Annotated in this window: 24 protein-coding genes; 10 read left to right on the top strand and 14 right to left on the bottom strand. The window is 64.8% G+C overall.

Going from position 1 to position 24,832, the window contains the following annotated elements; translation table 11 throughout:
- Nucleotides 1-1,872, bottom strand: coding sequence for a tRNA uridine-5-carboxymethylaminomethyl(34) synthesis enzyme MnmG (gene mnmG / locus BLEFHOIH_RS23385; RefSeq protein ID WP_088348439.1), 1,872 nt, complete (start codon nt 1,870-1,872; stop codon nt 1-3).
- 273 nt (nt 1,873-2,145) lie between these two features.
- Nucleotides 2,146-3,462 (bottom strand): tRNA uridine-5-carboxymethylaminomethyl(34) synthesis GTPase MnmE, encoded by a 1,317-nt coding sequence (mnmE, locus tag BLEFHOIH_RS23380; RefSeq protein WP_245297161.1) that lies wholly within the window; start codon nt 3,460-3,462, stop codon nt 2,146-2,148.
- A 33-nt stretch (nt 3,463-3,495) separates the two neighbouring features.
- Between mnmE and BLEFHOIH_RS23375 the strand changes: the two genes are divergently transcribed.
- Together BLEFHOIH_RS23375 and BLEFHOIH_RS23370 are read left to right on the top strand one after the other, a co-directional pair.
- Nucleotides 3,496-5,526 carry a thioredoxin domain-containing protein gene (locus tag BLEFHOIH_RS23375; protein WP_088348438.1) on the top strand — a complete coding sequence of 677 codons (2,031 nt, stop codon included), beginning with the start codon at nt 3,496-3,498 and terminating at the stop codon, nt 5,524-5,526.
- Between the two features lie 10 nt (nt 5,527-5,536).
- Complete coding sequence (locus BLEFHOIH_RS23370; protein ID WP_210191749.1) at nt 5,537-6,184, top strand: VOC family protein; 648 nt, start codon at nt 5,537-5,539, stop codon at nt 6,182-6,184.
- 48 nt (nt 6,185-6,232) lie between these two features.
- Here the strand turns inward: BLEFHOIH_RS23370 and BLEFHOIH_RS23365 are convergent, their stop codons facing one another.
- The 3 genes from BLEFHOIH_RS23365 to dapB form a co-directional block, all read right to left on the bottom strand.
- A complete protein-coding gene (locus BLEFHOIH_RS23365; RefSeq protein WP_088348436.1) occupies nt 6,233-6,814 on the bottom strand; it encodes a DUF4337 domain-containing protein in 582 nt (193 codons plus the stop codon).
- A gap of 96 nt (nt 6,815-6,910) precedes the next feature.
- Nucleotides 6,911-7,531 (bottom strand): 2,3-bisphosphoglycerate-dependent phosphoglycerate mutase, encoded by a 621-nt coding sequence (locus tag BLEFHOIH_RS23360; protein ID WP_088348435.1) that lies wholly within the window; start codon nt 7,529-7,531, stop codon nt 6,911-6,913.
- A gap of 84 nt (nt 7,532-7,615) precedes the next feature.
- Nucleotides 7,616-8,413, bottom strand: a complete 798-nt coding sequence (gene dapB / locus BLEFHOIH_RS23355; protein ID WP_088348434.1) for a 4-hydroxy-tetrahydrodipicolinate reductase — start codon at nt 8,411-8,413, stop codon at nt 7,616-7,618.
- A 112-nt stretch (nt 8,414-8,525) separates the two neighbouring features.
- On the opposite strand from dapB, the gene BLEFHOIH_RS23350 reads away from it, so the two are divergent.
- Nucleotides 8,526-9,089 carry a hypothetical protein gene (locus BLEFHOIH_RS23350; protein WP_088348433.1) on the top strand — a complete coding sequence of 188 codons (564 nt, stop codon included), beginning with the start codon at nt 8,526-8,528 and terminating at the stop codon, nt 9,087-9,089.
- A gap of 5 nt (nt 9,090-9,094) precedes the next feature.
- On the opposite strand, the gene BLEFHOIH_RS23345 is transcribed toward BLEFHOIH_RS23350, so the two are convergent.
- Nucleotides 9,095-9,586, bottom strand: coding sequence for a DUF2244 domain-containing protein (locus BLEFHOIH_RS23345; protein ID WP_088348432.1), 492 nt, complete (start codon nt 9,584-9,586; stop codon nt 9,095-9,097).
- Nucleotides 9,587-9,705: 119 nt separating this feature from the next.
- Here BLEFHOIH_RS23345 and nth point away from each other — a divergent pair, with 119 nt between their 5' ends.
- Together nth and BLEFHOIH_RS23335 are read left to right on the top strand one after the other, a co-directional pair.
- The gene (gene nth / locus BLEFHOIH_RS23340; protein ID WP_088348495.1) at nt 9,706-10,362 is read left to right on the top strand and encodes an endonuclease III; all 657 of its coding nucleotides are present in this window, start codon (nt 9,706-9,708) and stop codon (nt 10,360-10,362) included.
- Complete coding sequence (locus BLEFHOIH_RS23335; protein ID WP_088348431.1) at nt 10,343-11,338, top strand: adenosine kinase; 996 nt, start codon at nt 10,343-10,345, stop codon at nt 11,336-11,338. Before nth ends, BLEFHOIH_RS23335 begins: the two co-directional genes overlap by 20 nt.
- 112 nt (nt 11,339-11,450) lie before the next feature.
- On the opposite strand, the gene BLEFHOIH_RS23330 is transcribed toward BLEFHOIH_RS23335, so the two are convergent.
- From BLEFHOIH_RS23330 to BLEFHOIH_RS23315, 4 genes are all read right to left on the bottom strand, one after another.
- Complete coding sequence (locus BLEFHOIH_RS23330) at nt 11,451-12,263, bottom strand: polysaccharide deacetylase family protein (protein ID WP_170937345.1); 813 nt, start codon at nt 12,261-12,263, stop codon at nt 11,451-11,453.
- On the bottom strand, nt 12,260-13,207 hold the full coding sequence (locus BLEFHOIH_RS26445; RefSeq protein ID WP_125461870.1) for a hypothetical protein: 948 nt from the start codon (nt 13,205-13,207) through the stop codon (nt 12,260-12,262). The genes BLEFHOIH_RS23330 and BLEFHOIH_RS26445 overlap by 4 nt, the downstream gene beginning before the upstream one ends.
- Nucleotides 13,200-14,426, bottom strand: coding sequence for a hypothetical protein (locus BLEFHOIH_RS23320; RefSeq protein WP_088348428.1), 1,227 nt, complete (start codon nt 14,424-14,426; stop codon nt 13,200-13,202). The genes BLEFHOIH_RS26445 and BLEFHOIH_RS23320 overlap by 8 nt, the downstream gene beginning before the upstream one ends.
- A gap of 114 nt (nt 14,427-14,540) precedes the next feature.
- Nucleotides 14,541-15,167: a trimeric intracellular cation channel family protein gene (locus BLEFHOIH_RS23315; protein ID WP_245297159.1), complete on the bottom strand. Its 627-nt coding sequence runs from the start codon at nt 15,165-15,167 to the stop codon at nt 14,541-14,543.
- A 423-nt stretch (nt 15,168-15,590) separates the two neighbouring features.
- Here BLEFHOIH_RS23315 and BLEFHOIH_RS26950 point away from each other — a divergent pair, with 423 nt between their 5' ends.
- Nucleotides 15,591-15,746 (top strand): hypothetical protein, encoded by a 156-nt coding sequence (locus BLEFHOIH_RS26950; RefSeq protein ID WP_170937344.1) that lies wholly within the window; start codon nt 15,591-15,593, stop codon nt 15,744-15,746.
- A 107-nt stretch (nt 15,747-15,853) separates the two neighbouring features.
- Here the strand turns inward: BLEFHOIH_RS26950 and coaA are convergent, their stop codons facing one another.
- The 3 genes from coaA to BLEFHOIH_RS23300 form a co-directional block, all read right to left on the bottom strand.
- A complete protein-coding gene (gene coaA / locus BLEFHOIH_RS23310) occupies nt 15,854-16,822 on the bottom strand; it encodes a type I pantothenate kinase (protein WP_088348427.1) in 969 nt (322 codons plus the stop codon).
- A 3-nt stretch (nt 16,823-16,825) separates the two neighbouring features.
- Nucleotides 16,826-17,155, bottom strand: a complete 330-nt coding sequence (locus BLEFHOIH_RS23305; RefSeq protein ID WP_088348426.1) for a phosphoribosyl-ATP diphosphatase — start codon at nt 17,153-17,155, stop codon at nt 16,826-16,828.
- 317 nt (nt 17,156-17,472) lie between these two features.
- On the bottom strand, nt 17,473-18,894 hold the full coding sequence (locus BLEFHOIH_RS23300; RefSeq protein WP_088348425.1) for a PLP-dependent aminotransferase family protein: 1,422 nt from the start codon (nt 18,892-18,894) through the stop codon (nt 17,473-17,475).
- A gap of 84 nt (nt 18,895-18,978) precedes the next feature.
- Between BLEFHOIH_RS23300 and BLEFHOIH_RS23295 the strand changes: the two genes are divergently transcribed.
- A complete protein-coding gene (locus BLEFHOIH_RS23295; protein ID WP_088348424.1) occupies nt 18,979-19,839 on the top strand; it encodes a DMT family transporter in 861 nt (286 codons plus the stop codon).
- 11 nt (nt 19,840-19,850) lie between these two features.
- Here the strand turns inward: BLEFHOIH_RS23295 and BLEFHOIH_RS23290 are convergent, their stop codons facing one another.
- A complete protein-coding gene (locus tag BLEFHOIH_RS23290; RefSeq protein WP_088348423.1) occupies nt 19,851-20,534 on the bottom strand; it encodes a YggS family pyridoxal phosphate-dependent enzyme in 684 nt (227 codons plus the stop codon).
- Nucleotides 20,535-20,670: 136 nt separating this feature from the next.
- Between BLEFHOIH_RS23290 and leuS the strand changes: the two genes are divergently transcribed.
- The 3 genes from leuS to BLEFHOIH_RS23275 all read left to right on the top strand — a co-directional run bounded on the left by leuS (nt 20,671) and on the right by BLEFHOIH_RS23275 (nt 24,831).
- Entirely contained in the window at nt 20,671-23,274 is a 2,604-nt protein-coding gene (gene leuS / locus BLEFHOIH_RS23285; RefSeq protein ID WP_088348422.1) for a leucine--tRNA ligase, read from the top strand.
- Nucleotides 23,261-23,812 (top strand): LPS assembly lipoprotein LptE, encoded by a 552-nt coding sequence (locus BLEFHOIH_RS23280; RefSeq protein WP_088348421.1) that lies wholly within the window; start codon nt 23,261-23,263, stop codon nt 23,810-23,812. Before leuS ends, BLEFHOIH_RS23280 begins: the two co-directional genes overlap by 14 nt.
- Before the next feature lie 188 nt (nt 23,813-24,000).
- The gene (locus tag BLEFHOIH_RS23275) at nt 24,001-24,831 is read left to right on the top strand and encodes a shikimate dehydrogenase (protein WP_088348420.1); all 831 of its coding nucleotides are present in this window, start codon (nt 24,001-24,003) and stop codon (nt 24,829-24,831) included.
- Nucleotide 24,832: the final 1 nt, after the last annotated feature.

Here is a 24,832-nt window from a genome sequence, read left to right as displayed (position 1 = left end):
TCATGCGCTGCGCCGCTGCGGCGCCTTCTTCACATGGGCGAGCACGAGCATTAGCGCCGCCGGGGTCATGCCGTCGATGCGCGCCGCCTGGGCGATCGAGGCCGGGCGGCCCTGGACGAGCTTCTGGCGCAGTTCCGTCGACAGGCCCGAGATCGCGCCATAATCGAGCGCAGCGGGCAGCGCGATGGCCTCGTCCTTGCGATAGGCGGCGATGTCGGCGTCCTGGCGGCGGAGATAGATGTCGTAACGCGCGTCGATCTCGAGCTGGGCCGCGATGGCGGGCGCGATGCCGCCAAGTTCGGGCCAGAGCGGGGTGAGGCGCGCGACGCTCATATCCGGGAAGGCCAGCATTTCGAACGCGGTGCGGCGGCGGCCATCGCGGTTGATGCTCATGCCCTTGGCGTTGGCCTCGTCCGGCGTGACGGTGAGGCTGGCGAGCAGCGCCCGGCCGGCATCCATGACGGCGGTTTTGGCGGCGAACACCGCCGAGCGCGCCGGGCCGACGCAGCCCAGGGCCTCGCCGAGGGGGGTCAGCCGGGCGTCGGCATTGTCGGCACGCAGGCGCAGCCGGTATTCGGCGCGCGAGGTGAACATGCGATAGGGCTCGGCGACGCCGCGCGTCACCAGATCGTCGATCATGACGCCGATATAAGCGTCGGTGCGTGACAATATGAAGTCTCGCCCGCCGCCGCCCGCCTTCAGCGCGGCGTTGAGGCCCGCGACGAGGCCCTGCCCCGCCGCTTCCTCATAGCCGGTCGTGCCGTTGATCTGACCGGCAAGGAACAGGCCCGGCAGGCGCTTGACCTCCAGCGTCGGCAGCAACTCGCGCGGATCGACATAGTCATATTCGATGGCATAGCCGGGCCGGATGATGCGGACGGCCTCCAGCCCCGGAATGGTGCGGATGAAGGCTTCCTGGACATCCTCGGGCAGCGAGGTGGAGATGCCGTTCGGATAGACGGTGTCGTCGTCCAGCCCCTCCGGCTCGAGGAAGATCTGATGGTTCTGGCGCTCGCGGAAGCGGACGACCTTGTCCTCGATGGAGGGGCAATAGCGCGGGCCGACGCCCTCGATCTGGCCGGAATACATCGGCGCGCGGGAGAGGTTCTCCGCGATGATGCGGTGCGTCTCCGGGCCGGTATGGGTGATGTGGCAGACGGTCTGCGGCGTCTCGATCCGGTCGTTGAGGAAGGAGAACGGCACCGGCGGCTGGTCGCCGGGCTGGGCTGCGAGGGCGGAATAGTCGATGGTCTTGCCGTCGAGGCGGGCGGGCGTGCCGGTCTTCAGGCGGCCCATGGCGAGGCCGAGGCCGTAAAGGCGGTCCGAGAGGCCGATGGAAGGCGCTTCGCCGACGCGGCCGGAGGGAATGCGGCGCTCGCCAATATGGATGAGGCCCTTGAGGAAGGTGCCGGTGGTGACGACCACGGCGGCGGCGCTGTATTCCGTGCCGTTGGCCGTGACGACGCCAGCCACGCGCCCGTCGGTGACGATCAAATCCTCGACCGGCTCGGCGATGACATCGAGATTGGCGGTCGCCTCGATGGCGGCGCGCATGGCCTGGCGGTACAGCTTGCGGTCGGCCTGGGCGCGCGGGCCCTGCACGGCGGGGCCCTTGGAGCGGTTCAGCATCCGGAACTGGATGCCGGCGCGGTCGGCGATGCGGCCCATGAGGCCGTCCAAAGCGTCGATCTCGCGCACCAGGTGGCCCTTGCCGAGCCCGCCGATGGCCGGATTGCACGACATCTCGCCGATGGTCTCGATCTTATGCGTCACCAGCGCCGTGCGGGCGCCCATGCGCGCGGAAGCGGCGGCCGCCTCGCAGCCGGCATGTCCGCCGCCGATAATGATGACGTCATAGGCCGTGTGTCGCATCGGTCTGCTCGTTCGGGGGCGCGGCGCGGAATCCGTTCGGCTTCCGCCCGGAGGCGGTGGCGCGTGCCCGTCAAATCCGGAAATTGGGAGGGACATTAGCCGTTTCCAACCGGCGCGTCAAAGTGGGCGCAAGATTGCGTTCCGACACGTTCCATCATGTCCCGGCGACATCCCACAATTCCAGCCTCAGAACCCGGGCTCGGGCTGGAAATTGGCCCCTAGCAAGGGTTTTGGCCCGCTGTTTCACGTGAAACGGCGAGCTTGGCGCAAACATTATTTTCCGATGCAAAATTCCGCGAAAATCTGGTCCAGAATGTCCTCCACATCGACGCGGCCGCCCAGCCGCCCGAGCGCCGTCGCCGAGTCGCGCAGATCCTCGGCCCGGAGTTCCAGCTCGGCGAAGTCGCCCGCCAGGAAGCGGCTCAGACCGGCGGCGCAACGCTCCAACTCGCGGCGATGGCGGGCGCGGCTGATGGCCGGGTTCTCGCCGATATCCGCCGCATCGCGGACTTCCGCCGCGAGCCGTTCGATCAGCCGGTCCATCCCCTGCCCGGTCTTGACCGACAAAGCGAGCGCGCCGCCATTCCCCGCCGGAGCCAGATCGACCTTATTCACCGCCTCGATGATGCGGGCGCCGTTCGCCCCGAACTTTTCACGTGAAACATTCTCCGGCGCCGTCGCATCATCCAGCCACAGGACCAGATCGGCCTCCTGCGCCCGCTCCAGCGTCCGCCGCACCCCTTCGCGCTCGATTTCGCCCGCCGCCTCGCGAATGCCGGCCGTGTCCATCAGGATCACCGGAAAGCCGCCGAGATCGAGCCGCACCTCGATCACATCGCGCGTCGTGCCCGCCTCCGCCGAGACGATGGCCACGTCGCGCCGGGCCAGCGCATTCATCAGGCTGGACTTGCCCGCATTGGGCGGCCCGGCGATCACCACCCGCAGCCCGTCGCGCAGAATCTCGCCGCCGCGCTTGTCGGCCAGATGCGCCGCGATCTCCTCCCGCAAAGCCCCCGCCAGCGACCGCGCGCCGGCCGCGACTTCCTCCGGCACATCGCCCTCGTCGGAGAAATCCAGCTCCGCCTCGATGCTCGCCAGCGCGCCGATCAGCCTAAGTCGCCAGCCATCATAGAGCAGGCGCAAGGAGCCGCCCGCCTGCCGCAAGGCCTGCCGCCGCTGCGCCTCGGTCTCGGCGTCGATCAGATCGGCTAGACCTTCGGCTTCGGTGAGGTCCATCTTGCCGTTTTCGAACGCCCGGCGGGTGAATTCCCCCGGCTCGGCGGGTCGCAGCCCGACCATCCCGGCCAACGCCCCGAACAGCGCCTCGACCACCGCCCGGCCGCCATGCACGTGCATTTCCGCCAGATCGTCGCCGGTGAAACTGGCGGGCGCAGGGAACCAAAGCGTCAGGCTGTGGTCTATGATGGTACCGTCCGCCGGATCGCGCAGCGTCCGGAGCGTCGCGACGCGCGGCTGCGGCAGCGAGCCGCCCAGTTTGGCGAGCGTATCGCCCGCCGCCGGCCCGGAAATGCGGATGACCGCGACGCCCGACTTTCCATGACCGCTAGAGAGAGCGTAGATGGTGGTCACGATGAACCTCCGCAGGCAAAAGAGGAGCGAGCTTTGTCCTACAATCGGCTCAGTCAGGAAACCAGTCCATATCTCCTGCAGCATAAGGATAACCCCGTGGATTGGTGGCCCTGGGGCGAGGAGGCCTTCGCCGAGGCGCAAAGGCTGGGCAAGCCTGTCCTGCTGTCGGTCGGCTACGCGGCCTGCCACTGGTGCCATGTGATGGCGCATGAGAGCTTTGAGGATGCCGGAACGGCGCGGGTGATGAACGAGCTGTTCGTCAACATCAAGGTCGACCGCGAGGAGCGGCCGGATGTCGATGCGCTCTATATGAACGCGCTGCATCAGCTCGGCGAACAGGGCGGCTGGCCGCTCACGATGTTCCTGACGCCGACCGGCGAGCCATTTTGGGGCGGCACCTATTTCCCCAAGCAGCAGATCTATGGCCGCCCGCCCTTTACCCATGTCCTGCGCGAGATCAGCCGCATCCACCGCGAGGAGCCGGACAAGATCCGCCAGAATGCCGAAGCGCTGAAGGCGGCGATCCAGCCCAAGATCGAGACGGCGGCCGAGGACAATCTGAATGAGAACACCCTGGCCGATCTGGCAAGCCGGCTCGCCCAGGCGCTCGATCCGGTGAATGGCGGCCTCTCGGGCGCGCCGAAATTCCCCAATGCCGTCATTCTGGGCTTCCTGTGGAAGCTCGGCTTGCGCCAGGGCATCGCCGCCTGCACCGACGGCGTCGAGAACGCGCTGGTCCACATCGCGCAAGGCGGCATCTACGACCATCTCGGCGGCGGCTTCGCGCGCTATTCGGTCGATGAGCGCTGGCTGGTCCCGCATTTCGAGAAGATGCTCTACGACAATGCGCTGCTCATCGACCTGATGACCGAGGTCTGGAAGGAGCGGCGGCACCCGCTGCTGGAAGGCCGCGTCGCCGAGACTGTGGAATGGCTGCTCAGCGAGATGGTCGCGCCCGACGGCGGCTTCGCCTCGTCCTATGACGCGGATTCCGAGGGCGTCGAAGGCAAGTTCTACGTCTGGAGCCGGGACGAGATCGTCAGCCTGCTCGGCGAGAAGGACGCGGCGCTGTTCGCCGAAATCTACGATGTCAGCGAGCACGGCAATTGGGAGGAGACCAACATCCTCAACCGGCTCCGCAGCATGGAGCTGTTGTCGCCTGCCGAGGAAGAGAAGCTGCAGGAGCTGCGGGCCAAGCTGTTCGAGGCGCGCAAGAGCCGGGTGGCGCCCGGCTGGGACGACAAGGTGCTGGCCGATTGGAACGGGCTGGCGATCGCGGCGCTGGTGAATGCCGGGCAGACGTTTGGCGAGCGGCGCTGGGTCGAGGCGGCGATCGCGGCCTATGATTTCATCGGCAAGCACATGAGCAAGGACGGCCGCCTGCTGCACAGCTACCGCGCCGGCCAGGCCAAGACGCCCGCCGTCGCCAGCGACTACGCCAATATGATCGCCGCCGCCATCGCCCTCTATCTGGCGACGGGCGACGCCGCCAAGCTGAAGGACGCCGAGCGCTGGACGCAGGTCATGCAGGCGCAATACTGGGCCGAGCCGGATGGCGGCTACTACCTCTCGGCCGCCGATACGTCCGACATCATCATCCGCACCCTCTCCGCCCGCGACGACGCCGTGCCGAACGCCAATGCGGTGATGCTCGGCAATCTGGTCGCGCTGCACACCATTACCGGCGAGACTCGCTATCGCGACCTCGCCGAGGCGCTGCGCCGGGGACTGGTCGGCGAAGCGCTGCGGCTGGCGAGCCTGCATACCGGCTTCTTCAGCGCGCTGTCCGACCATTTCAGCCCGCAGCATGTCGTGCTGATGCGCGGCGCGGGCGAGGAGGCGATGCTCGGCGCGCTCAATCACCTTTCGCTCACCGGCACTGTGGTAGAGTGGCTGGACGAAGACCAAGGCGCCCCGCAAAACTCGCCCGCCTACGGGAAGCGCGCCGTCGACGGCAAGGCCACCGCCTATATCTGCATCGGGCCGCAATGCTCGCCGCCGGTGACCGCGCCGGACGCGCTGCTGTCGGCTTTGCGGAGCAGCCGGAAGGTCCTGACCGATTAGGGAGGAACCCATGCCCGCTTGCGAACTGGACCATATCGTCATCGCCGCCGCGTCGCTGGAGGACGGGGCGGATTTCATTCGCGAGCGGCTCGGCATCGAGATCCCGGCCGGCGGCCGGCACGAGAGCATGGGCACGCATAACCGGCTCATGCGGCTCGGGGCGAACCGCTATCTCGAGGTGATCGCGGTCAACCCGGCCGCGACGCCGCCGACCCGTCCGCGCTGGTACGCGCTCGACGAGCCGCAAATGCGGGCGCGGCTGGAAAACGGCCCGGCGCTAATCGCCTGGGTGCTGCGGACGGCGGACATCATCGCGGCGGTGCAGGCGGCGGCGGTGCCGCTCGGCGCGGTGACATCGGTCAGTCGCGGCATGCTGAGCTGGCGGCTGACGGTGCCGGATGATGGGCACCTGCCCGGCGACGGCGTCATTCCGCATCTGATCGAATGGGATGGCGGCGCGCGTCCATGGGAGGCGCTGCCGGACGAGGGCTTCTGGCTGCAGGAGCTGACCCTGACCCACCCCGACGCCGCCTGGCTGACCGGAGCGCTGCGGACGCTTTGCGCGCGCGGCTTTTCGTCGGTGAAGGTGGCCGAAGGGGAGAAGCCGGGCCTGTCGGCCAAGATCGTGACGCCGGCCGGCGAGACGGTCACGATATAGGCAAGCGGGGCAAGGACGCGCAGGCTCGGCGCACCTTGCCCCCCGATGTCAGCTCAGGAACGGCACCGCCACGGCCAGCGTGAAGGCGTTCACCATCGCAAACGTGCCGACCACGGCGAGCAGGCCGCTGACCCAGACCAAAAACGCGCCGTCGATGATCAGCGAGATCGAGGCGAGCACGATGGCGATCTGCAGCAGACCCTGGCCGAGATCGAAATAGGGATCGCGCTTGAGAGCAATGTCGCGCTCGGTTTCGAGAGCCTTGGCCTTGGCGAGCAGTTCGGCCTTGCCCTCGCCGGTCGCCGGTTCGCTCTCATAGCGCGCGGCCTTGGAGCGGTAAGCGTCCATCTTGTCATGCAGGAATTTGCGCCCTTCTTCCGTGAGGGCGGGATCCTTGAGCTGCGCCTCGATGGCGTCGGCGGCGAGCTCGTAATTGGTCTGGCGGATATTCTTGGCCTGGAAGAAGGCGTAGGTGTCGGCCGCTTCGACGCTGGAGCGGATCATGGTCTTGGCCGCGTCGTCATCGCCGATCGAGCAGATCGCCAGCAGCACGGCGAGGACGGCGATATAGATCGGTGTGAATTTGCTCTCCGGCGCGTGTGCATGCTCCAAGAGATCCGGTACGCTCATGATTGCCCCCTGCCGCGATGTGACCCGGTTTTGGCTTACCGTGTACGGCTGACATGTGCAAGGGAAGGGCGCGGCAAGCCGGGCAGGACAGCGCGCCTAGCCCGCCAAATCGCGCTTCTCGGCGACCGTGCCGTCGGGGTTGAGGCGATAGATGATGGGCGCGCCGGTGGCGAGGTTCAGCGCCAGCACCTGCTCCTGGCTGAGGCCGTCGAGCTTCATCACCAAAGCGCGCAGCGAATTGCCGTGCGCCGCCACGATGACGTTCTTGCCCGCTTTCAGCTCGGGCCAGATCCGGGTCTCGTAATAGGGCAGCACGCGCGCGGCAGTGTCCTTCAGGCTTTCGCCGCCGGGCGGGGGGACGTCGAAGGAGCGGCGCCAGATATGCACCTGCTCCTCGCCCCAGCGGGCGCGGGCGTCGTCCTTGTTGAGGCCGGAGAGGTCGCCATAGTCGCGCTCGTTCAGCGCCTGGTCGCGGATGATCTCGATACCGGTCTCACCGAGTTCTGCGAGGATGATGTCGAGCGTGCGCTGGGCGCGTTTCAGAGCGCTGGTGAAGGCGAGGTCGAAATGCGCGCCGGCGGCCTTGAGCAACTCGCCCGCGCGCTTGGCCTCGGCGACGCCGGTCTCGGTCAAATCGACATCGCGCCAGCCGGTGAACAGATTGAGCTTGTTCCATTCGCTCTCGCCATGGCGGACCAGCACCAGCATATTGTCCATCTGCGTCCTCGAAGGTCTGAAGGCTTCAAGCGGAAGCCGCGTGTTTGTGTATGAATGCGCCCGCGCCGATATCGTTGCGGCCGGTCAGAGATCCAGCACGTCGTGCATCGAATAGAGGCCGGGCGGCTTGCCCTTGCCCCATTGTGCGGCCCGCAGCGCGCCGCGCGCGAAAAGCTGGCGGTCGCCGGAGCGGTGGGCGATCTCGACCCGCTCGCCGGGCCCTGCAAAGATCACCGAATGATCGCCGATGACGTCGCCGCCGCGCAAAGCGGCAAAGCCGATATCGCCGCGCTTGCGCACGCCGGTCTGACCGTCGCGGACGCGCACGGAGTGGTCGTCCAGCCCGATGCCGCGCCCCTCGGCGGCGGCCCGGCCGAGCATCAGGGCGGTGCCCGACGGCGCGTCGACCTTCAGCCGGTGATGCATCTCGAGGACCTCGATATCGTAATCCGGGCCGAGCACCTTGGCCGCCTTCTTCACCAGCGCTTCGAGCAGATTGACGCCCAGGCTGAAATTGCCGGATTCGATGATGACAGCATGGCGCGAGGCGGCGAGAATGGCGTCCTGATGCTGCGGCGAGAGGCCGGTAGTGCCGATCACATGCACGATGCGCGCCTGGGCGGCGAGGCCGGCATGTTCGGCGGTCGCCTCAGGCGTGGTGAAGTCGAGCACGCCTTCGGAGCGGATGTAGAGTTCCAGCGGATCGTCGGTGATCGGGATGCCCAGCTTGCCGACGCCCGCGATCTCGCCGATATCGGCGCCCAGATGCGGCGAGCCCGCCGGTTCGGTGCCGCCGGAGATCGCGCAATCCGGCATCTCGTGAATGATACGGACGAGGGCTTGTCCCATCCGCCCGGCCGCGCCCATAATTGCCAGTTTCATATCGCCATCGGATGGTTGTGTTCAGTCAAGCTGCCCTATAGCAGTGATGGGGCGAGACATAAAGCATCGCTGGGGGGCGCCGGGTTTTTTTCACCGCAAAGCCGTTCGACCGATGACCGTTTCCAGACTGATTTGCTGCTTCGCCCTGATACTCGCCGCGCCGACCGACGCCGTGGCGGAAGGGGCCAGCAGCATCTACATCAAATTCGACATCGCCCGCTGCGCGATCATCGACGAGGATCGGGAGACCGCCTCCGTAGTGCGCCATTGCCGCGATTTCGGCGATTACGAATTCTATGTCGCCGAAGGGGATCTGCGCAGTTTCGTCGGCTATGGACCGAACGGGCTGAAGCAGAAGGCGTTCAGCCAGACGCTGGCGCCCTTAAACCATATCCACGACACGCTGGAATTGCGCATCCGGCCCGGAGCCGAGGGACCGCATGCGGCGATCCTGCGCTATTTCACCGGCGGCCTCGACGGTGGGCCTGCCGGTCAGGTGCTGGTGGTGACGAAAATTTCCGGCTCGGAGGCCTGCCATATGGCCTATATCGACGCGCTCGCCACCCCAAACCCGAACGGGCTGGCGCAGAAGATCGCCGATGAGGGCGCGGCCGATTTCCGCTGCGAGGCCGACGCGCCGCAGATCGTCGGGGCGCGCGGCAAGAGCCGGATGTAGCCAGCTCAGATCCGCGAGCCGCGCACGTCATAGAGCGCCGCGCCGAGCGCATGGGCAAAGCCGCGCTTCTCGTCATCGCTGAGGAAAGTGCCGATGCGCAGTTCGCGGCCATGCGACCTGAGGCTCAGCCGGTTGGCCGCATTGTCGATCTCCTCGAGCTCGAGCCGCACCCAATAGGGGTTGAAGCTCCAGCTTTCCGCCCGGCCGGAGGGGTGGATGCGCGTCACTGTCAGTTGCTCGTCGGTCAGCTCGACGGTTTCGTAGAGGCGCGCGGCGCGGTAATTCAGTTTGAAGGCGCCGTAGACCAGCAGCACGTCGAGGCCGAAAAAGCCAAAGACCGGCCAGGCGCCCTTCAAGTAGAAAGCGATGCCGGTCAGGAAGCTGACCCCGCTGATGACGCTCATAAGCGTGATAAAGCCCTTGCGCCCGAGCGAGCGATGGGGCAGCAAGACAGCGCTGAAATGCGCTTCGGGCGCTTTGGCGGTGCTATCGGTCATGACGGCCGAAGATAATCGAGAAGCCCGGCGTCGGGAACCCTTTAGTGGCGGCCAGATCCAAACCGAAAACGCCTGCGACGGTCCGGCCGAAGCATCTGAAGCCGGCGGCGATCGAGGAGATGTTTCGCCGGTTCCAGAAGGCCCAGCCCGACCCGAAAAGTGAGCTGGAATACGTCAATCCCTACACGCTGCTGGTCGCGGTCGTGCTGTCGGCGCAGGCGACGGATGCCGGCGTGAACAAGGCGACGCGGGCGCTGTTCGAAGCCGCCGACACGCCGGAGAAGATGCTGGCGCTCGGCGAGGCGCGGGTGCAGGACGCCATCAAGACCATCGGCCTGTTCCGCAACAAGGCCAAGAACGTCATTGCCCTGTCGCAGATGCTGGTCGATGAGCATGGCGGCGACGTGCCGGCGGATCGCGAGGCGCTGGAGGCGCTGCCCGGCGTCGGCCGCAAGACGGCGAACGTGGTGCTGAACGTCGCCTTCGGCCAGCCGACCATGGCGGTCGACACCCATATTTTCCGCGTCGCCAACCGCACCGGCCTCGCGCCGGGCAAGGACCCGCTCGCGGTCGAGCTGGAGCTGGAACGCGTCGTGCCGGCGAAATATATGCTGCACGCGCATCATTGGCTGATCTTGCACGGGCGCTATGTCTGCAAGGCGCGCAAGCCGGAATGTCCGCGCTGCCTGATTTCGGATATCTGCCTGTTCGAGCCGAAGACCACCCCTGAAGAGATGAAGATTGCGAGGATTGAGGATGGTGCAGCCCGTTCATGACGTCGTCGGCCTGGGGAGCGCCATCGTCGACATCATCGCCCGCTGCGATGATGGTTTCATCGAGGCTCAGGGTCTGACCAAAGGCACGATGCGGCTGATCGATGCCGAGGAGGCGACGCGGCTTTACGCCGAAATGGGACCAGCGATCGAAGTCAGCGGCGGCACGGTGCCGAATAGCTGCGTCGGCGTCGCCTCGTTCGGCGGCAAGGCGGGCTTCATGGGCAAGACGGCGAAGGATCCGTTCGGCGAGATTTTTGCGCATGATCTGCGCGCCGCCGGAGTTACCTTCAATACGCCGCCGACCCAAGGGAGCGCGCCGACCGCCCGCTGCCTGATCCTGGTCACGCCCGACGGCGAGCGGACGATGAACACCTTTCTTGGCGCCGCCGCCGAGCTGAGCAGCAACGAGCTCGACCCGGCGCTGATCGGCGATGCCAGCCATCTTTATCTCGAGGGCTATTCCTTCGATGGGCCGCAGGCGAAGGCCGCTTTTTACGAGGCGGCGACGATCGCGCGGGAGGCGGGCACCATCGTCTCGCTGACGCTGTCCGATCCGTTCTGCGTCGAGCGCCACCGCGAGGCGTTTCTCGATTTCATTCGCGGCAGCGTCGATCTGCTGTTCGCAAATCAGAGCGAGGTGCTGTCGCTGTACCAGACCGATGATCTGACGGCGGCCTGCGCGCGGTTGCGGACGGACTGTGCGCTGGCGGCGGTGACTTGCAGCGAAAAAGGCTCGGTGATCGTTACGCCCGGCGACTTGATCGAGATCCCCGCCGAGCCGGTCGCGCGCGTTCTCGACACGACGGGGGCGGGCGATCTTTATGCGGCAGGCTTCCTGTTCGGCCGCGCGCGCGGTCTTGACCTCCGCGTCTGCGGACGTCTGGCCAGCATCGCCGCGGCGGAGGTGATCTCGCATATCGGTCCGCGGCCGGAAACATCGCTGGCGGCCTTGGCTCGGGCACAAGGGTTGATCTGACGCTCACGCGGATGGGGTTGGGGGCGCCGCCGGGCTCGGACCCAGTGGCCTCTCTTGTTCTTCGCGGCGGACACCGGCACCCGCGTTGGACGGGAGGGGCGGCGCCCGACGATTACGCCTGGCCCGCTGTGGCCGGTATCGGTCCGGATCCCACATGCGCCGCCCCGGCGTGGCCGATGAGGCGGACCACTTCGGCAATGGTCAGAACGGGCAGATTTCTCCCGATCGTGTAGAGGATCAGGTCGCGGAAGCGTGACTTCGACAAGCCATAACGGGACGGCGACGTGGCGACGTCGTGGGTGTAGAGGATCAGCCAGCCACCTTCGAGGGCGACGTCGTCAATGCGCTGGCGCATGGCCGAGGCGGCGTGGTGCTCATAGATCCGCACGGCCCGGAGCCCATGCGCGTCGGTAAGGCCGCGATTGACGCCCTGAAGCGTGCCGCGCGCGGTGGCGTAGCGCGTGCTGAGCAATTGTTTGGTGGAGGCCCTGATGCCGCCCTGTGGATAGGCCAAATTCTCCATGGTAATGCCGCGCTCGGCCGCGACCCTGCGATTGAGGTCGCAAGATTGCGCCGCGTCGTCCGCTTCGACGAACGAGCAATTCATGTGGTCGTAGGTATGACAGCCGATCTCGTGGCCGTTGCGATGAAGCGCCGCAACGTCCTGCATGCCCGCCAGACGGCCGCTCGGGCTGTCGTGGCTTAAGGTGCCGAAGCAGGTGTAGAAGGTCCCTCTGAGGCCGAAGCTTTCCAGCGTCCGGGCGCCATCCTCGGCGGCGCTGAGCGGAAAGTCGTCGAAGCAGAAGCTGACCGCGCGGAAGTCCGCTGGGATGCTGATATGGGCAAAAGTACAGCGTTCGGCATAGGCCCGCCGGGCCTTGCCGAGAGCGCGGTCGAAGAGGCCGACGCCGGTGCGGCCGATCATTGCGGAATCCCCGCCCAATTGCAAAGCGCCTTGCGCGGCCAGGTCATCGAGTAGCATTGCGGAACATACCGGCCCTCCTCGACCAGCTTGCGGCGCGTTTGCGACTTTTCAATCGCCCAGGCGGTATGCTGCGCCGTGGGCCCGTGGCGATAAAGGAAGGCACCGTGCTTGACGGGCGTGAGTTGCCAATAGGCCAGATGCGGGGCGATCGTCAGGATCTGCGGATCGAGGAACCAGGTGGTCGAGACCAAACCGAGAATCTTGGGATTGTCTTGGAGCAGCGCGGCGACGTTGCGATAAAACCGCTCGCTTCCGAGTTCGTTGAAATCCTCCATCATCCGGTTGTCGGTATGGGCTCTGAACCAGCCCCGACCGCCTCGCGCGACCGCTCGGATCCATCCGCCGGCCCCAGAATACGCGCCAAGGGCTGGCCTCGAAACCAGCGAGCTCAGCGACGCATTCGCGTTCAACGAGATGGCCCGAGCTCCGAGGTGAACGAAGGCTCCGCTGACGTAGTTGACGTCTTTGACAAAATGGTCATAGACCGCGTAGTCGTCGTCGGCCCCGAGCAGGTTGCTCGCAATCCGGTCCAGGTTCCTGACCATGCACGCGGCAATCATAGGGTGGGAATAGCGCTTCAGAAGTCGAGAGGCGTTGCCGATCAGCAGATTGGCAACGACATAGCGCTTTGCGCGCATGACGCCATCGACATCGGCGGGCGGCAGGGTCTCGGCAATGATGCGGCAGATGGCGAGTGGAAAGCGGTTATAGTGGATGGAAGGCGGCAGCGTATCCCTTGCCCGCTGAACTCGCCGCAAGACGCCACTCAGCGCCTGATCCTGCGCGGAACATCGATGGGCCAATTCATTCAAACTCGCCTTTAACCGGGTGTCAGCCTCTACCCCGACCTCGTCCAGTTTGAGTTTGTGACGGGCCCTATCCATGCTGAGGTCGTCCACAAAGCGCGATGAGCGAGATCACGCCGCCCAGCGAGAATACGGCCAATCCGGCGAGCATGCTGGTGGTTGCAACGCCGAAGGCGCCGAAGGGTGTGGCGATGAAGACGGTCACGATAGCGGTTAAGACACCGACCGCGGAACGAACGACATTGAAAGTCGTCAACATCTTCTTCAGAACAATCGCGCTTTCGATGGGCTGGGTCATGTTGAAGAAGACGGTGATGGTAGCCCAGATGTAGAGCACGCCGATATAATCATAATATTTCCCGTGATAAAGAATATCGACGATATCTTTTGAGAAGAAGCAGATCGCCAGGCTCATCGCCGTCGACATGCCGCCGTAGAAGAGCACCTGATAAAGCAAAACCTGGCGCGGCTTGTCGCTGGCCCTGATGGCTTCGCGAAATTGGTTCTTATCCACAACATCCATGCTGCGCATGATGATTTGCGAGGGCTGCAGCGCGCTCCGAAACGCGACATAAGCGGCGACCTGCCCCGGTGTCGAGAAGGCGCCAAGGGCGAAGACTGGGACGTGGGTGTAGCCGGAATAGCCGATCATACCCAGCAGCGACCCCAGCGAATTCCGCCGCAGATCGATTCTAAGGAGCGCCGCGCCGCGGCGAAGATCGGGGCGACCAGCGAACATCAGCACGGCGTATCGCACCATGCCGAAGGCGAACAATACGAGCATGGCCTGGTTAAAGCTCACGCTGGCATGGCTCTTCAGCATGTAGAGGTTGACGAGAAAGTACACGGCGGAGCTGAGGAACGGGGCGATGTAATTGTCTTCCTTGGTGAAGAACACCCGCTCGAAACCGACATGGCAGTAAATGGCGAAGCAAGCCATGGTCGCGACGGCGACCCTTGTCAGCATGCTCGGCCCCACAAGGCTGACGCAAATGATGCTCAGGGCTGCGGCGCCGATGATGAATGGCATGGTCGCGATAAGATGCTCGCCCAATATCCTTCGGCGGCGGAACCTGAAGACCCTGCGATCCAGCATGTTCAAATGAATGATATAATTGTTGAGCTGGATACCCTGCAGGATAAGAGCGATCGACAATGCAATGCCGAACGCCGCCAGCTCGCTCTCGCCGTGATACCTGGCGATCGTCACTGTCAGCGTAAAATTCGCGACGGCAAATATTGTTTGATCCGCGAGAGCGAAAAATCGGCTCACGTAGATCGGCGAATAAATCTTCATTTGAAAATAAACGAATTGCTCAATGAGATGAGGATCAACTGACCGGAACATAGTCCGGATGTACAAAAAGTCAAAAGCAACCTTGAGCTGTCTCGGCGCTATCCACAGGAGGGGTCAATAGCTCCGCCCCTCGCGCGGCTTATAGCGCGGCAGCGACCAGTTCCATTGGATGGCGCCCGCGCGCAGCGCGAATCCAGCCGCGACTCCGATCACCGCAGCCATCCAGGTCGAGGCGCCGAGGCCGACCGCACCGAGATAGGTCGCGGCGGCAGCGAGGGCAGCGGTGGCGTATAATTCTTGCTTTAGAATAAGGGGTGTCTCTTGGCTGAGCACGTCCCGCATCATGCCGCCGAAGGTCGCCGTGATGACGCCGAGCGCGGCCGCCACGATCAGCCCGGCGCCGGACTGGACGGCGACGTGGGCGCCGAGCACCCCGTAGGCGCCAAGACCGACGGCGTCGAGCCAGAGCAGCACCGGATAGCGCCTTTGTATGAGGTGCGCGGCGAAGAAGGATATTGTGGCCACCACCATGCAGATCACTAGATAGGACTGATCCATAAGCCAGAACACCGGCCGATCCAGGACGATGTCGCGGACGGTCCCACCGCCAATGCCGGTGAGCGTCGCCAGCAAGGCGAAGCCGATCAGGTCCATCTGCTTGCGGCTGGCGACCAGTGCGCCGGTGGTCGCGAAGACGGCAACGCCGATGATATCAAGCGCATGGAAAAGAGGTGGGAGCACGAGGCGGGCATCCGGTTGGCTAAGGACGATTATCTCCGCTTGTAGCAGCCCGGAGGCGGCCGCGTCACCGGCTCGAGTGCTGGAAGGGCGGGCGTGCCTACGCCCGTCGACGTCGGACGCGGGCTTAATGCTTGAGCCTCGGTAATTTTGCATACAATCCAAAGGCGAGAGAATCATTCAGCCGAAGCTTTCCCCAAGCTTGTCGTAATTACGTCTTTATACATATTTGACCGTGCAGCCGGTTTGCCTCGTCCCACCGCAGCTATCGGGGTTCACAACTTTCATGCAACTGTTGCCGTGGAGCGATAGCGCTGGAGAACTTCGTCTCTTCTAACGCGGATGGCTTAGACAATCCTGTATTTCCGGCGTACACGGTCAAACGGACCTAGGATGACGGTCCGATACCCCTGAAGGAGATCTCGCATGATTACGAAGGTCGTGAATGCCGCATTTGTCGCTGGCTTTCTGCTTGCGGTCAGCGCTCCCGTCTATGCCGCCGACGCCCCCAAAACCAAGGCCGAATGCACCAAGGCCAAGATGAAATGGGACGACACCGCGAAGAAATGCTCGAAGAAATAAGCTTTTAGCGTCCGACCGCAGCGGCCGGCCGACTCTGCGCCGCCGCTGCCTTTACTCCCTCGTGGAGCGCGGTTCGCGGTAGCGGCTAAGCTTCCGGTTCGTATCGGCTAAAGCTTGCGAAGCCAGACCGTCTCGATCAAGTGATCGGTGCCCTTGTCGAGAATGAGATCGGCGCGCTGGCGCGTCGGCAGGATGTTCTCTTCCAGATTGCGCAGATTGATGCGCTGCCAGATGTCGAGCGCGACGCGGCGCGATTCCTCGTCGGACAAATTGGCGTAGCGGTGGAAATAAGCGTCCGGATGCCGGAAGGCGGTCTCGCGCAGAGCGCGGAACCGCGTCACATACCAGTTCTCGATCGTCGCCGGCTCGGCATGGATATAGATCGAGAAGTCGAAAAAGTCCGAGACGAAGGGGATGGCCTCGCCGTCCTTCGGCAAGGTCGCCGGCTGCAAAACGTTCAGCCCCTCGACGATCAGCACATCCGGGCGGTCGATGACGATATGATCGCCGGGGCGGATATCGTAGTCGAAATGGGAATAGACCGGCGCCTTGACATTCGGCCGACCGGCCTTGACGTCCGCCATGAATTGCAGCAGCGCCTTCTGGTCGAAGCTCTCCGGAAAGCCCTTGCGGTTCATGATATTGCGTTTCTCGAGCACGGCGTTCGGCAGCAGGAAACCATCGGTCGGGACTAGGTCGACGCGCGGATGATTTGGCCAACGGGCGAGAAGCGCGCGCAGAACGCGGGCCGTGGTGCTCTTGCCAACGGCGACGCTGCCGGCGATGCCGATGATGAACGGCGTCTTGCCGTCTTGTTTGCCGAGAAAGCCGTTCGATTCGGAATGCAGATTCTGCGTCGCGCCGACATAAAGGTTCAGCAGTCGCGAGAGCGGCAGGTAGATGTCCACCACCTCCTCGGCTGAGATCCGCTCGATGACGCCCGAAAGTTGCGCCACCTCTTCGTCGGACAGCGTCATGGGCGTGCCGCCTCGCAGCTTGGCCCATTCCTCGCGGGTAAATATACGATAGGGGGAGAATTCGAACCGAGCGCGCTGCGTTGCTGGTCTGGTGAGCATAGGCTACCCTTGCGGCTGGGACCGTGAAGCCTTTTCGGCGAGCCCCGATCGGCTCATCCTGGCTTCGAGAACGCTGAAAACCTCATCCAGCCGAATGCCGCGCACTTCGAGCAGCACCAGCAGGTGGTAGAGCACATCGGCCGCTTCCGCCTTGAGCGCCTCGTCGTCTTCGTCGAGCGCGGCGACGATGGCCTCGACCGCCTCCTCGCCGAATTTGCGCGCGCATTTGGCGGGGCCGGCATCGAGAAGCTGGCGCGTATAGGACGCATCGCCACTGGCAAGCCGCCTTGCGCTGATGGTCGCGGCGAGGGTGGACAATGTATCGCTGGCCATGCTTTGAGCTTTGCCGTCCTGCGGCGTCTGGAGTTCTACGAGCGAAGACGCCGCAAGCCACCATGGCCGCGCATCCCGCCTTGTTTACCCGAAGTTGCGATTGAAATCACCAATAGTTAGGTAGGTTCCGTTCCCGGCGTCCGCCAGGGCCCGTGCCGGAATGGTACGGGATAAGGCCAGCGCAGGAAGGACGATGCGGGAAGTGGTGAATCTATCGGGAACGAAGCGACTTCTTCGCCGAGCGCTGAATCGTTTTTAGCACCGCGCATCAACGAATTTGTAGGGCGTCGGCCTCGTCGGAGGCTCCGCGCAAAGGGTCATGGGCATGCTCTTTGCGTGATCGACCGTCGCAGCGCCTCGAAGATGCGGTCATCCTGCGACTGCGAAACGTTGAAGCGCAGATAGCCCGTCGCCGACTGCGACAGGCTGAAAGCGTTGCCAGGAGCAAGGACAATGTTCTCGGCGAGCGCATCCCGGGCGACGTCGGCGGCATCGATGCCTTCGGGCAGCCGGCACCATAGGAACATGCCGGCCTGGGGTTCCAGCCAGGGCTCGATACCAAGCGATTTCAGCCGAGCGCCGACCTCGATCATGGCGCGAGAGAGCCGGAGGCGCAGCGCTTCGAGATGTTTCCGGTAGCTCCCGTCACGCAAAACATTGAAGACGAGCTCGGCGCTCAGCCGTCCCCCTCCGAAGGAGGTCGCGATCTTCAGGTCGATCAAGCCTTCGATCCAGTCGGGGCGGGCGGCGATGAAACCACAGCGGGCCGAGGCGGACAGGGTTTTGGAGAAGCTGCCGATGTGGATCACGCGGTCGAGCCCGTCGAAGGCGCCAAGGCGCGGTGCGGAACTGTGCTCTAAATCGGCGAAAATATCGTCCTCGATGATGGTGAGGCCGGATTGTTCGGCAAGCTTCAGCACCCGGTGCGCCGTCACCGGCGACAGCGTGGCTCCGGTTGGGTTGTGAATCCCCGAATTGGTGATGTAGAGTCGGGGCCGGTGCTCCCGGAGCGCCTCCGCGAACAGCGCGATGTCCGGCCCTGCCGGCGTGTAGGGAACGCTGACGATGCGGGCGCGATGGGCCCGCAGCAAGGCGTGGAAATTGAAGTAGCAGGGATCGTCGACCAGCACGCAATCGCCCGGCTCGAGCAGGAACCGGCATAGCAGGTCGAGCGCCTGCGTCCCTGATTCTGTAAGCATGATCTGGTCGGGCGATGCATCGATGCCGCGCTCGCCGATGCGCCGCGCCATGAGCTGGCGCAGAGGCGGAAGCCCGAGCGGCGAGCCGTAGTCCGCCAACGCCGGCCCGTCGGCCCGCGACAACGTCCGAAGCGCCCGCCGCACCCCCTCTTCCGGCAGCCAGGACGGGGGCAGCCAGCCGCAGCCCGGCTTCAGGTCGGCGCCCCCGGCGTCGAGCGATTGTCGGGACACCCAGAACGGATCGATGGCGCGGTCAAGTTTTGGCTCGATCGCGGATAGCGCGAGCGGAGCTGCCGGGCTGGCCACATAGAAGCCGGAGCCAGGACGGGACTGAATCACCCCTTCGGCGACGAGCCGGTCATAAGCTTCGACCACCGTGGAGGTTGAGACTTGCACGGTGCCGGCAAAAGCGCGGACCGACGGCAGCTTGTCGCCTCGTGTCAGGCTGCGGGCGGCAATGCGCTGCTTTATCGCGGCCATGACCATCGCCACCCGTGTTCCGCCTTTGGCGTCCATCATCCGTGCTGCATCCGATCCCATAACAGTTTCCTGAAACCGTACCGGACTGTCCCTGGAATTGCCAGCCGCCCCCTCCCATAAGCGACCGGAGCATAGGAGCGTCACATGGACCGGGCGGCGAGCGGCTGGATCAACGGATTTGTCGGGGTGGTGATCTTCAGTGGTTCGCTTCCGGCCACGCGCCTCGCGGTCATGCAGTTTGACCCGGTCTTTCTAACCGTCGCCCGTGCGGCCATTGCAGGCGCTCTGGCGCTTTGCCTCCTGCTGGCTTTCGAGCAGAAACGCCCCGCGCGTGGCGATATCCTATCGCTCCTGATCGTCGCGCTTGGCGTCGTCGTCGGCTTTCCGGTACTGACGGCGCTGGCGCTGCAGCACATCACCTCCGCCCATTCGATCGTCTTTATCGGGCTGCTGCCGCTGTCGACGGCGATCTTCGGCGTATTGCGCGGCGGCGAGCGGCCGAAGCCGGCATTTTGGCTGTTCTCAGCGCTCGGCAGCGCCCTGGTGGCCGGGTTCGCCTTAGCACAAGGGCTGACCGCCTCGCCCATCGGCGACGCGTTGATGCTCGCGGCCATCATCGTCTGCGGGCTCGGCTATGCGGAGGGCGCGACGCTATCCCGCACGCTCGGCGGCTGGCAGGTGATTTCCTGGGCGCTTGTGCTGTCGCTGCCGGTGATGCTGGCGCTGTCGATCGCCACCAGGCCGGCGAGCTTCTCCGGCATCGAGGCAGCGGCGTGGCTCAGCCTTGGCTATGTCTCGCTGTTCAGCATGTTGATCGGCTTCGTCTTCTGGTATCGCGGCCTCGCCCAAGGCGGCATTGCGGCGGTCGGCCAATTGCAATTGCTGCAGCCGTTCTTCGGCCTCGCCCTCGCCGCGACGCTGCTGCATGAGCCGGTGAGCTGGATGATGCTGGCGGTGACTTTCGCCGTGATCGCGTGCGTGGCGGGCGCGCGGAGGTTTCGCTGAGCCCGCCCTCACTAACCCTGCTTCACCCGCGCCCCAAAAATCGCCGACCCCACGCGGACATGCGTCGCACCGAGGCGGATGGCGGTTTCAAAATCGGCGCTCATGCCCATGCTGAGGCCCGGCAGACCGAGGTCGCCGGCGAGCCGCGCCAGCAGACGGAAATGCTCGTCGGGCGGCGCGTCAAACGGCGGGATGCACATCAGCCCCTCGATGCGAAGGCCCAGCCCCTCGCGGCATTCGCGCAAAAAACCCTCCGTCTCGGCGGGCGCGATGCCCGATTTCTGCGGCTCCAGACCCGTATTGACCTGGATGAACAGCTTCGGCGTCCGCCCCTGCGCGGCCATCTCGGCGGCCAGCGCCCGGGCGATCTTCAGCCGGTCGAGCGTGTGGATGACGTCGAACAGCGCCACCGCGTCGCGCGCCTTGTTCGATTGCAGCGGCCCGATCAGGTGCAGCTCGAGGCCCGGATGCGCCGCCTGAAGGCCCGGCCACTTCTCCTTCGCCTCCTGCACCCGGTTTTCGCCGAAAATCCGCTGCCCCGCCGCGATCGCCGGCTCGATGTTCTCGGCGGCGAACGTCTTGCTCACCGCCACCAGCGTGACCATATCCGGCTGGCGTCCCGCCTCGTGCGCGGCCGACGCCACCCGCTGGCGGATCGCCTCCAGCCTTCCCGCAGCTTCACCGTCTGACGTCATATTCTGCCACCTGAGCCGAGAATGTTGTGGCGCGGGTCCAAGCGCTGCTTGACCGTGCACCTGTTTTTCGGCTGGATACCACACCGAATGACGCCCCGTCATGAGGCGAGCGCAAACGAAGCACAAGACAACACCCATGGCCGCTGAACGCTATAATGCACCGGATCGCGAAAAACATTGGCGCAAAGTCTGGGAGGATGCCCAGATCGACCGCAGCCAGATGGATGAAGCGCTGCCGAAATACTACGTCCTCGAGATGTTCCCCTACCCGTCCGGGCGCATCCATGTCGGCCATGTCCGCAATTATGTGATGGGCGACGTGATCGCGCGCTATATGCGGGCGCGCGGCTATAATGTGCTGCATCCGATGGGCTGGGACGCTTTCGGCCTGCCGGCCGAGAACGCCGCTATCGAGCGCAAGGTCCACCCCAAGACCTGGACCTATGAGAACATCGCGGCGATGCGCTCGCAGCTCAAGGGCATCGGCCTGTCGCTGGACTGGAGCCGGGAGCTGGCCACCTGCGACCCGGAATATTACGCGCAGCAGCAGCGGCTTTTCGTCGACATGTTCAAGCGCGGCCTCGTCTACCGCAAGAAGAGCAAGGTCAATTGGGACCCGGTCGACCATACCGTGCTGGCCAATGAGCAGGTCATCGACGGGCGCGGCTGGCGCTCGGGCGCCGTCGTCGAGCAACGCGAGCTGAGCCAGTGGTTCTTGAAGATCACCGAATATGCCGACGATTTGCTGGCCGCGCTCGACACGCTCGACCGCTGGCCGGACAAGGTACGGCTGATGCAGCGCAACTGGATCGGCCGTTCGGAAGGGCTGCTGATGCAGTTCCCGCTCGAGGGCGACGCGCTGCCCGAGGGCCAGGAGACGCTGGAGGTCTTCACCACGCGGCCGGACACGATTTTCGGCATGTCCTTCTGCGCCATCTCGCCCGACCATCCGCTGGCGACCGCCCTGGCAAAGAAGGACACGAAGCTGAAAGCCTTCATCGACGAGTGCCATCGCATGGGCACCTCGACGGAGGAGATCGAGCGCGCCGAGAAGCAGGGCTACGACACCGGGCTGAAGGTCGCGCATCCCTTCCGCAAGGCGAAATTTCCCGTCTATGTCGCCAATTTCATCCTGATGGATTACGGCACCGGCGCGATTTTCGGCTGCCCGGCGCATGACCAGCGCGACCTGGATTTCGCCCGCAAATACAAGCTGAAAGTGAAGCCGGTCGTCATCCCCGAGGGCGAGGACCCGAAGAGCTTCGATGTCGGCAGCGAGGCCTATACCGGGCCGGGGCGGATCGCCAATTCCAGCTTCCTCGACGGCTTGAGCGTCGAAGAGGCGAAGGACGAGGTCGCCAAGCGGCTGGAGAAGCGCGGCGAAGGCAAGCGCAAGGTGAATTACCGCCTGCGCGACTGGGGCATTTCGCGCCAGCGCTATTGGGGCTGCCCGATCCCGATCATCCATTGCGAAAAATGCGGCGCGGTCCCGGCGGCAACGCTGCCCGTGCTGCTGCCCGAGGATGTCAGCTTCGACAAGCCGGGCAATCCGCTCGACCGCCATCCCGATTTCACCCATGTCGCCTGCCCAAGCTGCGGCGGCGACGCCCGGCGTGAAACCGACACAATGGATACGTTCGTCGACTCGTCCTGGTATTTCGCCCGCTTCTGTTCGCCGCACGCGACGGTGCCGGTCGAGCGCGACATGGTGGATTACTGGCTGCCGGTCGACCAATATATCGGCGGCGTCGAGCACGCGATCCTGCATCTGCTCTATTCGCGCTTCTTCATGCGCGCCATGAGCACGACCGGCCATGTCGATCTCGCCGAGCCCTTCGCCGGGCTGTTCACGCAGGGCATGGTAATCCACGAGACCTATCGGGACGAGGACGGCAAGTGGCTAAGCCCGGACGAGGTCCGCTTCACCGGCAATGACGCGAGCGACCGCCGCGCCGTCACTGTCGATGGCGGCCGCCCGGTGACGATCGGCGCGGCGGAGAAGATGTCCAAGTCGAAGCGCAACACCGTCGACCCGGACCATTTCACCGCCCATTTCGGCGCGGACACCGCGCGCTGGTTCATGCTCTCCGATAGTCCGCCCGAGCGCGACGTGCTATGGACCGAGGAAGGCGTGCAGGGCGCATGGCGGTTCATCCAGCGCTTGTGGCGTCTGGTCGACGAGGCCGCGAGCCAGGGCGCGCCGCTCGGCGCCAAGCGGCCTGAGAAATTCGGCCCCGCCGCGGACGAGTTGCGCCGCGCCGCCCATCGCGCGCTCGACGCGGTGAGCCGCAACATTCAGAACCTGCGCTTCAACACGGCGGTTGCGGCGATTTACGACCTCGCCAACAAATTCGGCGCGGCGCTACAGGGACAAAAATCCGCCGCAGATGAGGGCCTAGATTGGGCGCTCCGGGAATCGGGTGAATTGCTGGTTCAGATGTTCGCGCCGATGATGCCGCACCTTGCCGAAGAGTGCTGGGCGCGGCTCGGCTACCACAGTCTGGTCGCAAAACAGCCCTGGCCCGAGGTCGAAAAGGCTCTGCTCGTTGACGATAAGGTGACCATTGCCGTACAGGTGAATGGTAAGCGGCGGGACGAGCTTCTGATTTCGCGCGACGCATCGACGGCCGACCTGGAGGCTGCCGCCCTGAAGCTGGACGGCGTCCAGAGAGCCATCGAGGGCCGGGCGATCAAGAAAATCATCGTGGTGCCGCAAAGGATCGTCAATGTCGTTGCTTGAGGTCGCAAGGGTGGGGGCACTCGCAAAATCTATCAGGCTTGCCGCAGCGGGCGGGCTTATTCTGGGCGTCGCGATGCTCGGCGGCTGCGGCTGGCAGCCGCTCTACGGCCCGACGGCCAGCGGCGCGCAGCTCGAAGACGTAATGCGCACGGTCGATATCACGACCATTCCGGGCCGCGTCGGCCAGCGCGTGCGCAACGAGCTGATCTTCAAGACCACCAATGGCGGCGAGGCGGCCGACAAATCCAAATACCGGCTCGACATCTCGGTGAAGGAGTCGCTGATCAATACTCTGGTCAGCGACACCGGCGATCCGAAGTCGCAGGTGTTCCAGCTTTACAGCCAGTTCAGGCTGATCCGCCTGTCGGACAATGAAGTCGTGCTTGAAGGCCATAGCAATTCCCGCGCCGCCTATGACAAGGTCGACTCGGTGTTTGCCGACATCCGCGCCAGACGCGACGCCGAAGACCGCACCGCCAGGACCATCGCGGAAGCCATTCGGACAAGGCTGGCGGCGTATTTCTCGACGAATGCTTAAGGCCGCCTAGTCGAGGCTGACGAATTTCAAGTGGCCCCGTCCTGAGGACGGGGCCATTTCGTTTGAGCCCCCGCCTATTGTTAGATCCTGCAACCAGATCGCGCTGGCGCTTTTTCGATTCCCGCATGCGCCGGAATGCGATAACCACCAGGAAAGCTGCGGAGCACGACGCCAATGGGAAGCGCTGAATGAAACGAGCTTGCGTCGCGGGCTGGCCGGTTGCGCATTCGCGCTCGCCGCTCATCCATGGCTATTGGCTGAAATCCTACGGTATCGACGGCGATTACGTGCGCCGGCCCGTCACCCCCGATGAGGCGCCCGAGTTCTTCCGTGACCTCGCCGGCCATGGCTTTGCCGGCTGCAACGTCACCGTACCGCACAAGGAAACAGCCTTCCGCGCCGCCGCCCGCCCCGACGCCGCCGCGCGCAGTGTTGAAGCCGCCAACACGCTCTGGCTCGAAGACGGCGTGCTTTGCGCCTCCAACACCGACATCTACGGCTTCCTCGCCAATCTCGACGACCGCACGCCAGGCTGGGATGAAACCCGCCAGCCAGTCGCCGTCCTGGGGGCGGGCGGCGCGGCGCGCGGGATCATTCGCGGACTGCTCGATCGCGGCTTTCAGCAGATCCGTCTGGCAAACCGCACCCGCGATCGCGCCGAAGCGCTCGCCGCCATTTTCGGCCCCGCCATTGCCGTGTACGACTGGGAGCAGGGCACCAGCATGTTGAAAAGCTGTGCATTGGTCGTGAACACCACCACTCTCGGCATGACCAGCGCGCCCCCTCTTGTGCTCGACCTTTCCCCCCTCGCGCCGTACGCCGTCGTTAACGACATCGTCTACGCCCCGCTCGAAACCGACCTGCTGCGCCGCGCCCGCGCCTCCGGCTTCCGCGTGGCTGACGGCCTCGGCATGCTGCTGCATCAGGCCGTGCCCGGCTTCGAGAAATGGTTCGGCATTCGCCCGGAGGTGACGCCGGAGCTGCGCGCGCTTATCATCGCCGATCTGAACGCACATTAGG

The sequence above is a fragment of the Rhodomicrobium sp. R_RK_3 genome (assembly GCF_002198715.1).
Lineage (GTDB): Bacteria > Pseudomonadota > Alphaproteobacteria > Rhizobiales > Rhodomicrobiaceae > R-RK-3.
The sequence above is the reverse complement of the archived record's forward strand: the minus strand, read 5'-3'. Positions and strand labels throughout refer to the sequence as shown.

What these genes read in the sequence shown, in the direction of transcription:
- coaA (WP_088348427.1), bottom strand. Translation starts at nt 16,822, where the DNA reads ATGCTCACCAGACCAGCAACGCAGCGCGCTCGGTTCGAATTCTCCCCC.
- BLEFHOIH_RS23350 (WP_088348433.1), top strand. Translation starts at nt 8,526, where the DNA reads ATGACCGTTTCCAGACTGATTTGCTGCTTCGCCCTGATACTCGCCGCG.
- nth (WP_088348495.1), top strand. Translation starts at nt 9,706, where the DNA reads ATGTTTCGCCGGTTCCAGAAGGCCCAGCCCGACCCGAAAAGTGAGCTG.
- BLEFHOIH_RS26445 (WP_125461870.1), bottom strand. Translation starts at nt 13,207, where the DNA reads ATGGATAGGGCCCGTCACAAACTCAAACTGGACGAGGTCGGGGTAGAG.
- BLEFHOIH_RS23335 (WP_088348431.1), top strand. Translation starts at nt 10,343, where the DNA reads ATGGTGCAGCCCGTTCATGACGTCGTCGGCCTGGGGAGCGCCATCGTC.
- BLEFHOIH_RS23370 (WP_210191749.1), top strand. Translation starts at nt 5,537, where the DNA reads ATGCCCGCTTGCGAACTGGACCATATCGTCATCGCCGCCGCGTCGCTG.
- BLEFHOIH_RS23290 (WP_088348423.1), bottom strand. Translation starts at nt 20,534, where the DNA reads ATGACGTCAGACGGTGAAGCTGCGGGAAGGCTGGAGGCGATCCGCCAG.
- dapB (WP_088348434.1), bottom strand. Translation starts at nt 8,413, where the DNA reads ATGAAACTGGCAATTATGGGCGCGGCCGGGCGGATGGGACAAGCCCTC.
- BLEFHOIH_RS23320 (WP_088348428.1), bottom strand. Translation starts at nt 14,426, where the DNA reads ATGAAGATTTATTCGCCGATCTACGTGAGCCGATTTTTCGCTCTCGCG.
- BLEFHOIH_RS26950 (WP_170937344.1), top strand. Translation starts at nt 15,591, where the DNA reads ATGATTACGAAGGTCGTGAATGCCGCATTTGTCGCTGGCTTTCTGCTT.
- leuS (WP_088348422.1), top strand. Translation starts at nt 20,671, where the DNA reads ATGGCCGCTGAACGCTATAATGCACCGGATCGCGAAAAACATTGGCGC.
- mnmG (WP_088348439.1), bottom strand. Translation starts at nt 1,872, where the DNA reads ATGCGACACACGGCCTATGACGTCATCATTATCGGCGGCGGACATGCC.
- BLEFHOIH_RS23305 (WP_088348426.1), bottom strand. Translation starts at nt 17,155, where the DNA reads ATGGCCAGCGATACATTGTCCACCCTCGCCGCGACCATCAGCGCAAGG.
- BLEFHOIH_RS23295 (WP_088348424.1), top strand. Translation starts at nt 18,979, where the DNA reads ATGGACCGGGCGGCGAGCGGCTGGATCAACGGATTTGTCGGGGTGGTG.
- BLEFHOIH_RS23360 (WP_088348435.1), bottom strand. Translation starts at nt 7,531, where the DNA reads ATGGACAATATGCTGGTGCTGGTCCGCCATGGCGAGAGCGAATGGAAC.
- BLEFHOIH_RS23300 (WP_088348425.1), bottom strand. Translation starts at nt 18,894, where the DNA reads ATGGGATCGGATGCAGCACGGATGATGGACGCCAAAGGCGGAACACGG.
- BLEFHOIH_RS23365 (WP_088348436.1), bottom strand. Translation starts at nt 6,814, where the DNA reads ATGAGCGTACCGGATCTCTTGGAGCATGCACACGCGCCGGAGAGCAAA.
- BLEFHOIH_RS23330 (WP_170937345.1), bottom strand. Translation starts at nt 12,263, where the DNA reads ATGATCGGCCGCACCGGCGTCGGCCTCTTCGACCGCGCTCTCGGCAAG.
- BLEFHOIH_RS23280 (WP_088348421.1), top strand. Translation starts at nt 23,261, where the DNA reads ATGTCGTTGCTTGAGGTCGCAAGGGTGGGGGCACTCGCAAAATCTATC.
- BLEFHOIH_RS23275 (WP_088348420.1), top strand. Translation starts at nt 24,001, where the DNA reads ATGAAACGAGCTTGCGTCGCGGGCTGGCCGGTTGCGCATTCGCGCTCG.
- BLEFHOIH_RS23345 (WP_088348432.1), bottom strand. Translation starts at nt 9,586, where the DNA reads ATGACCGATAGCACCGCCAAAGCGCCCGAAGCGCATTTCAGCGCTGTC.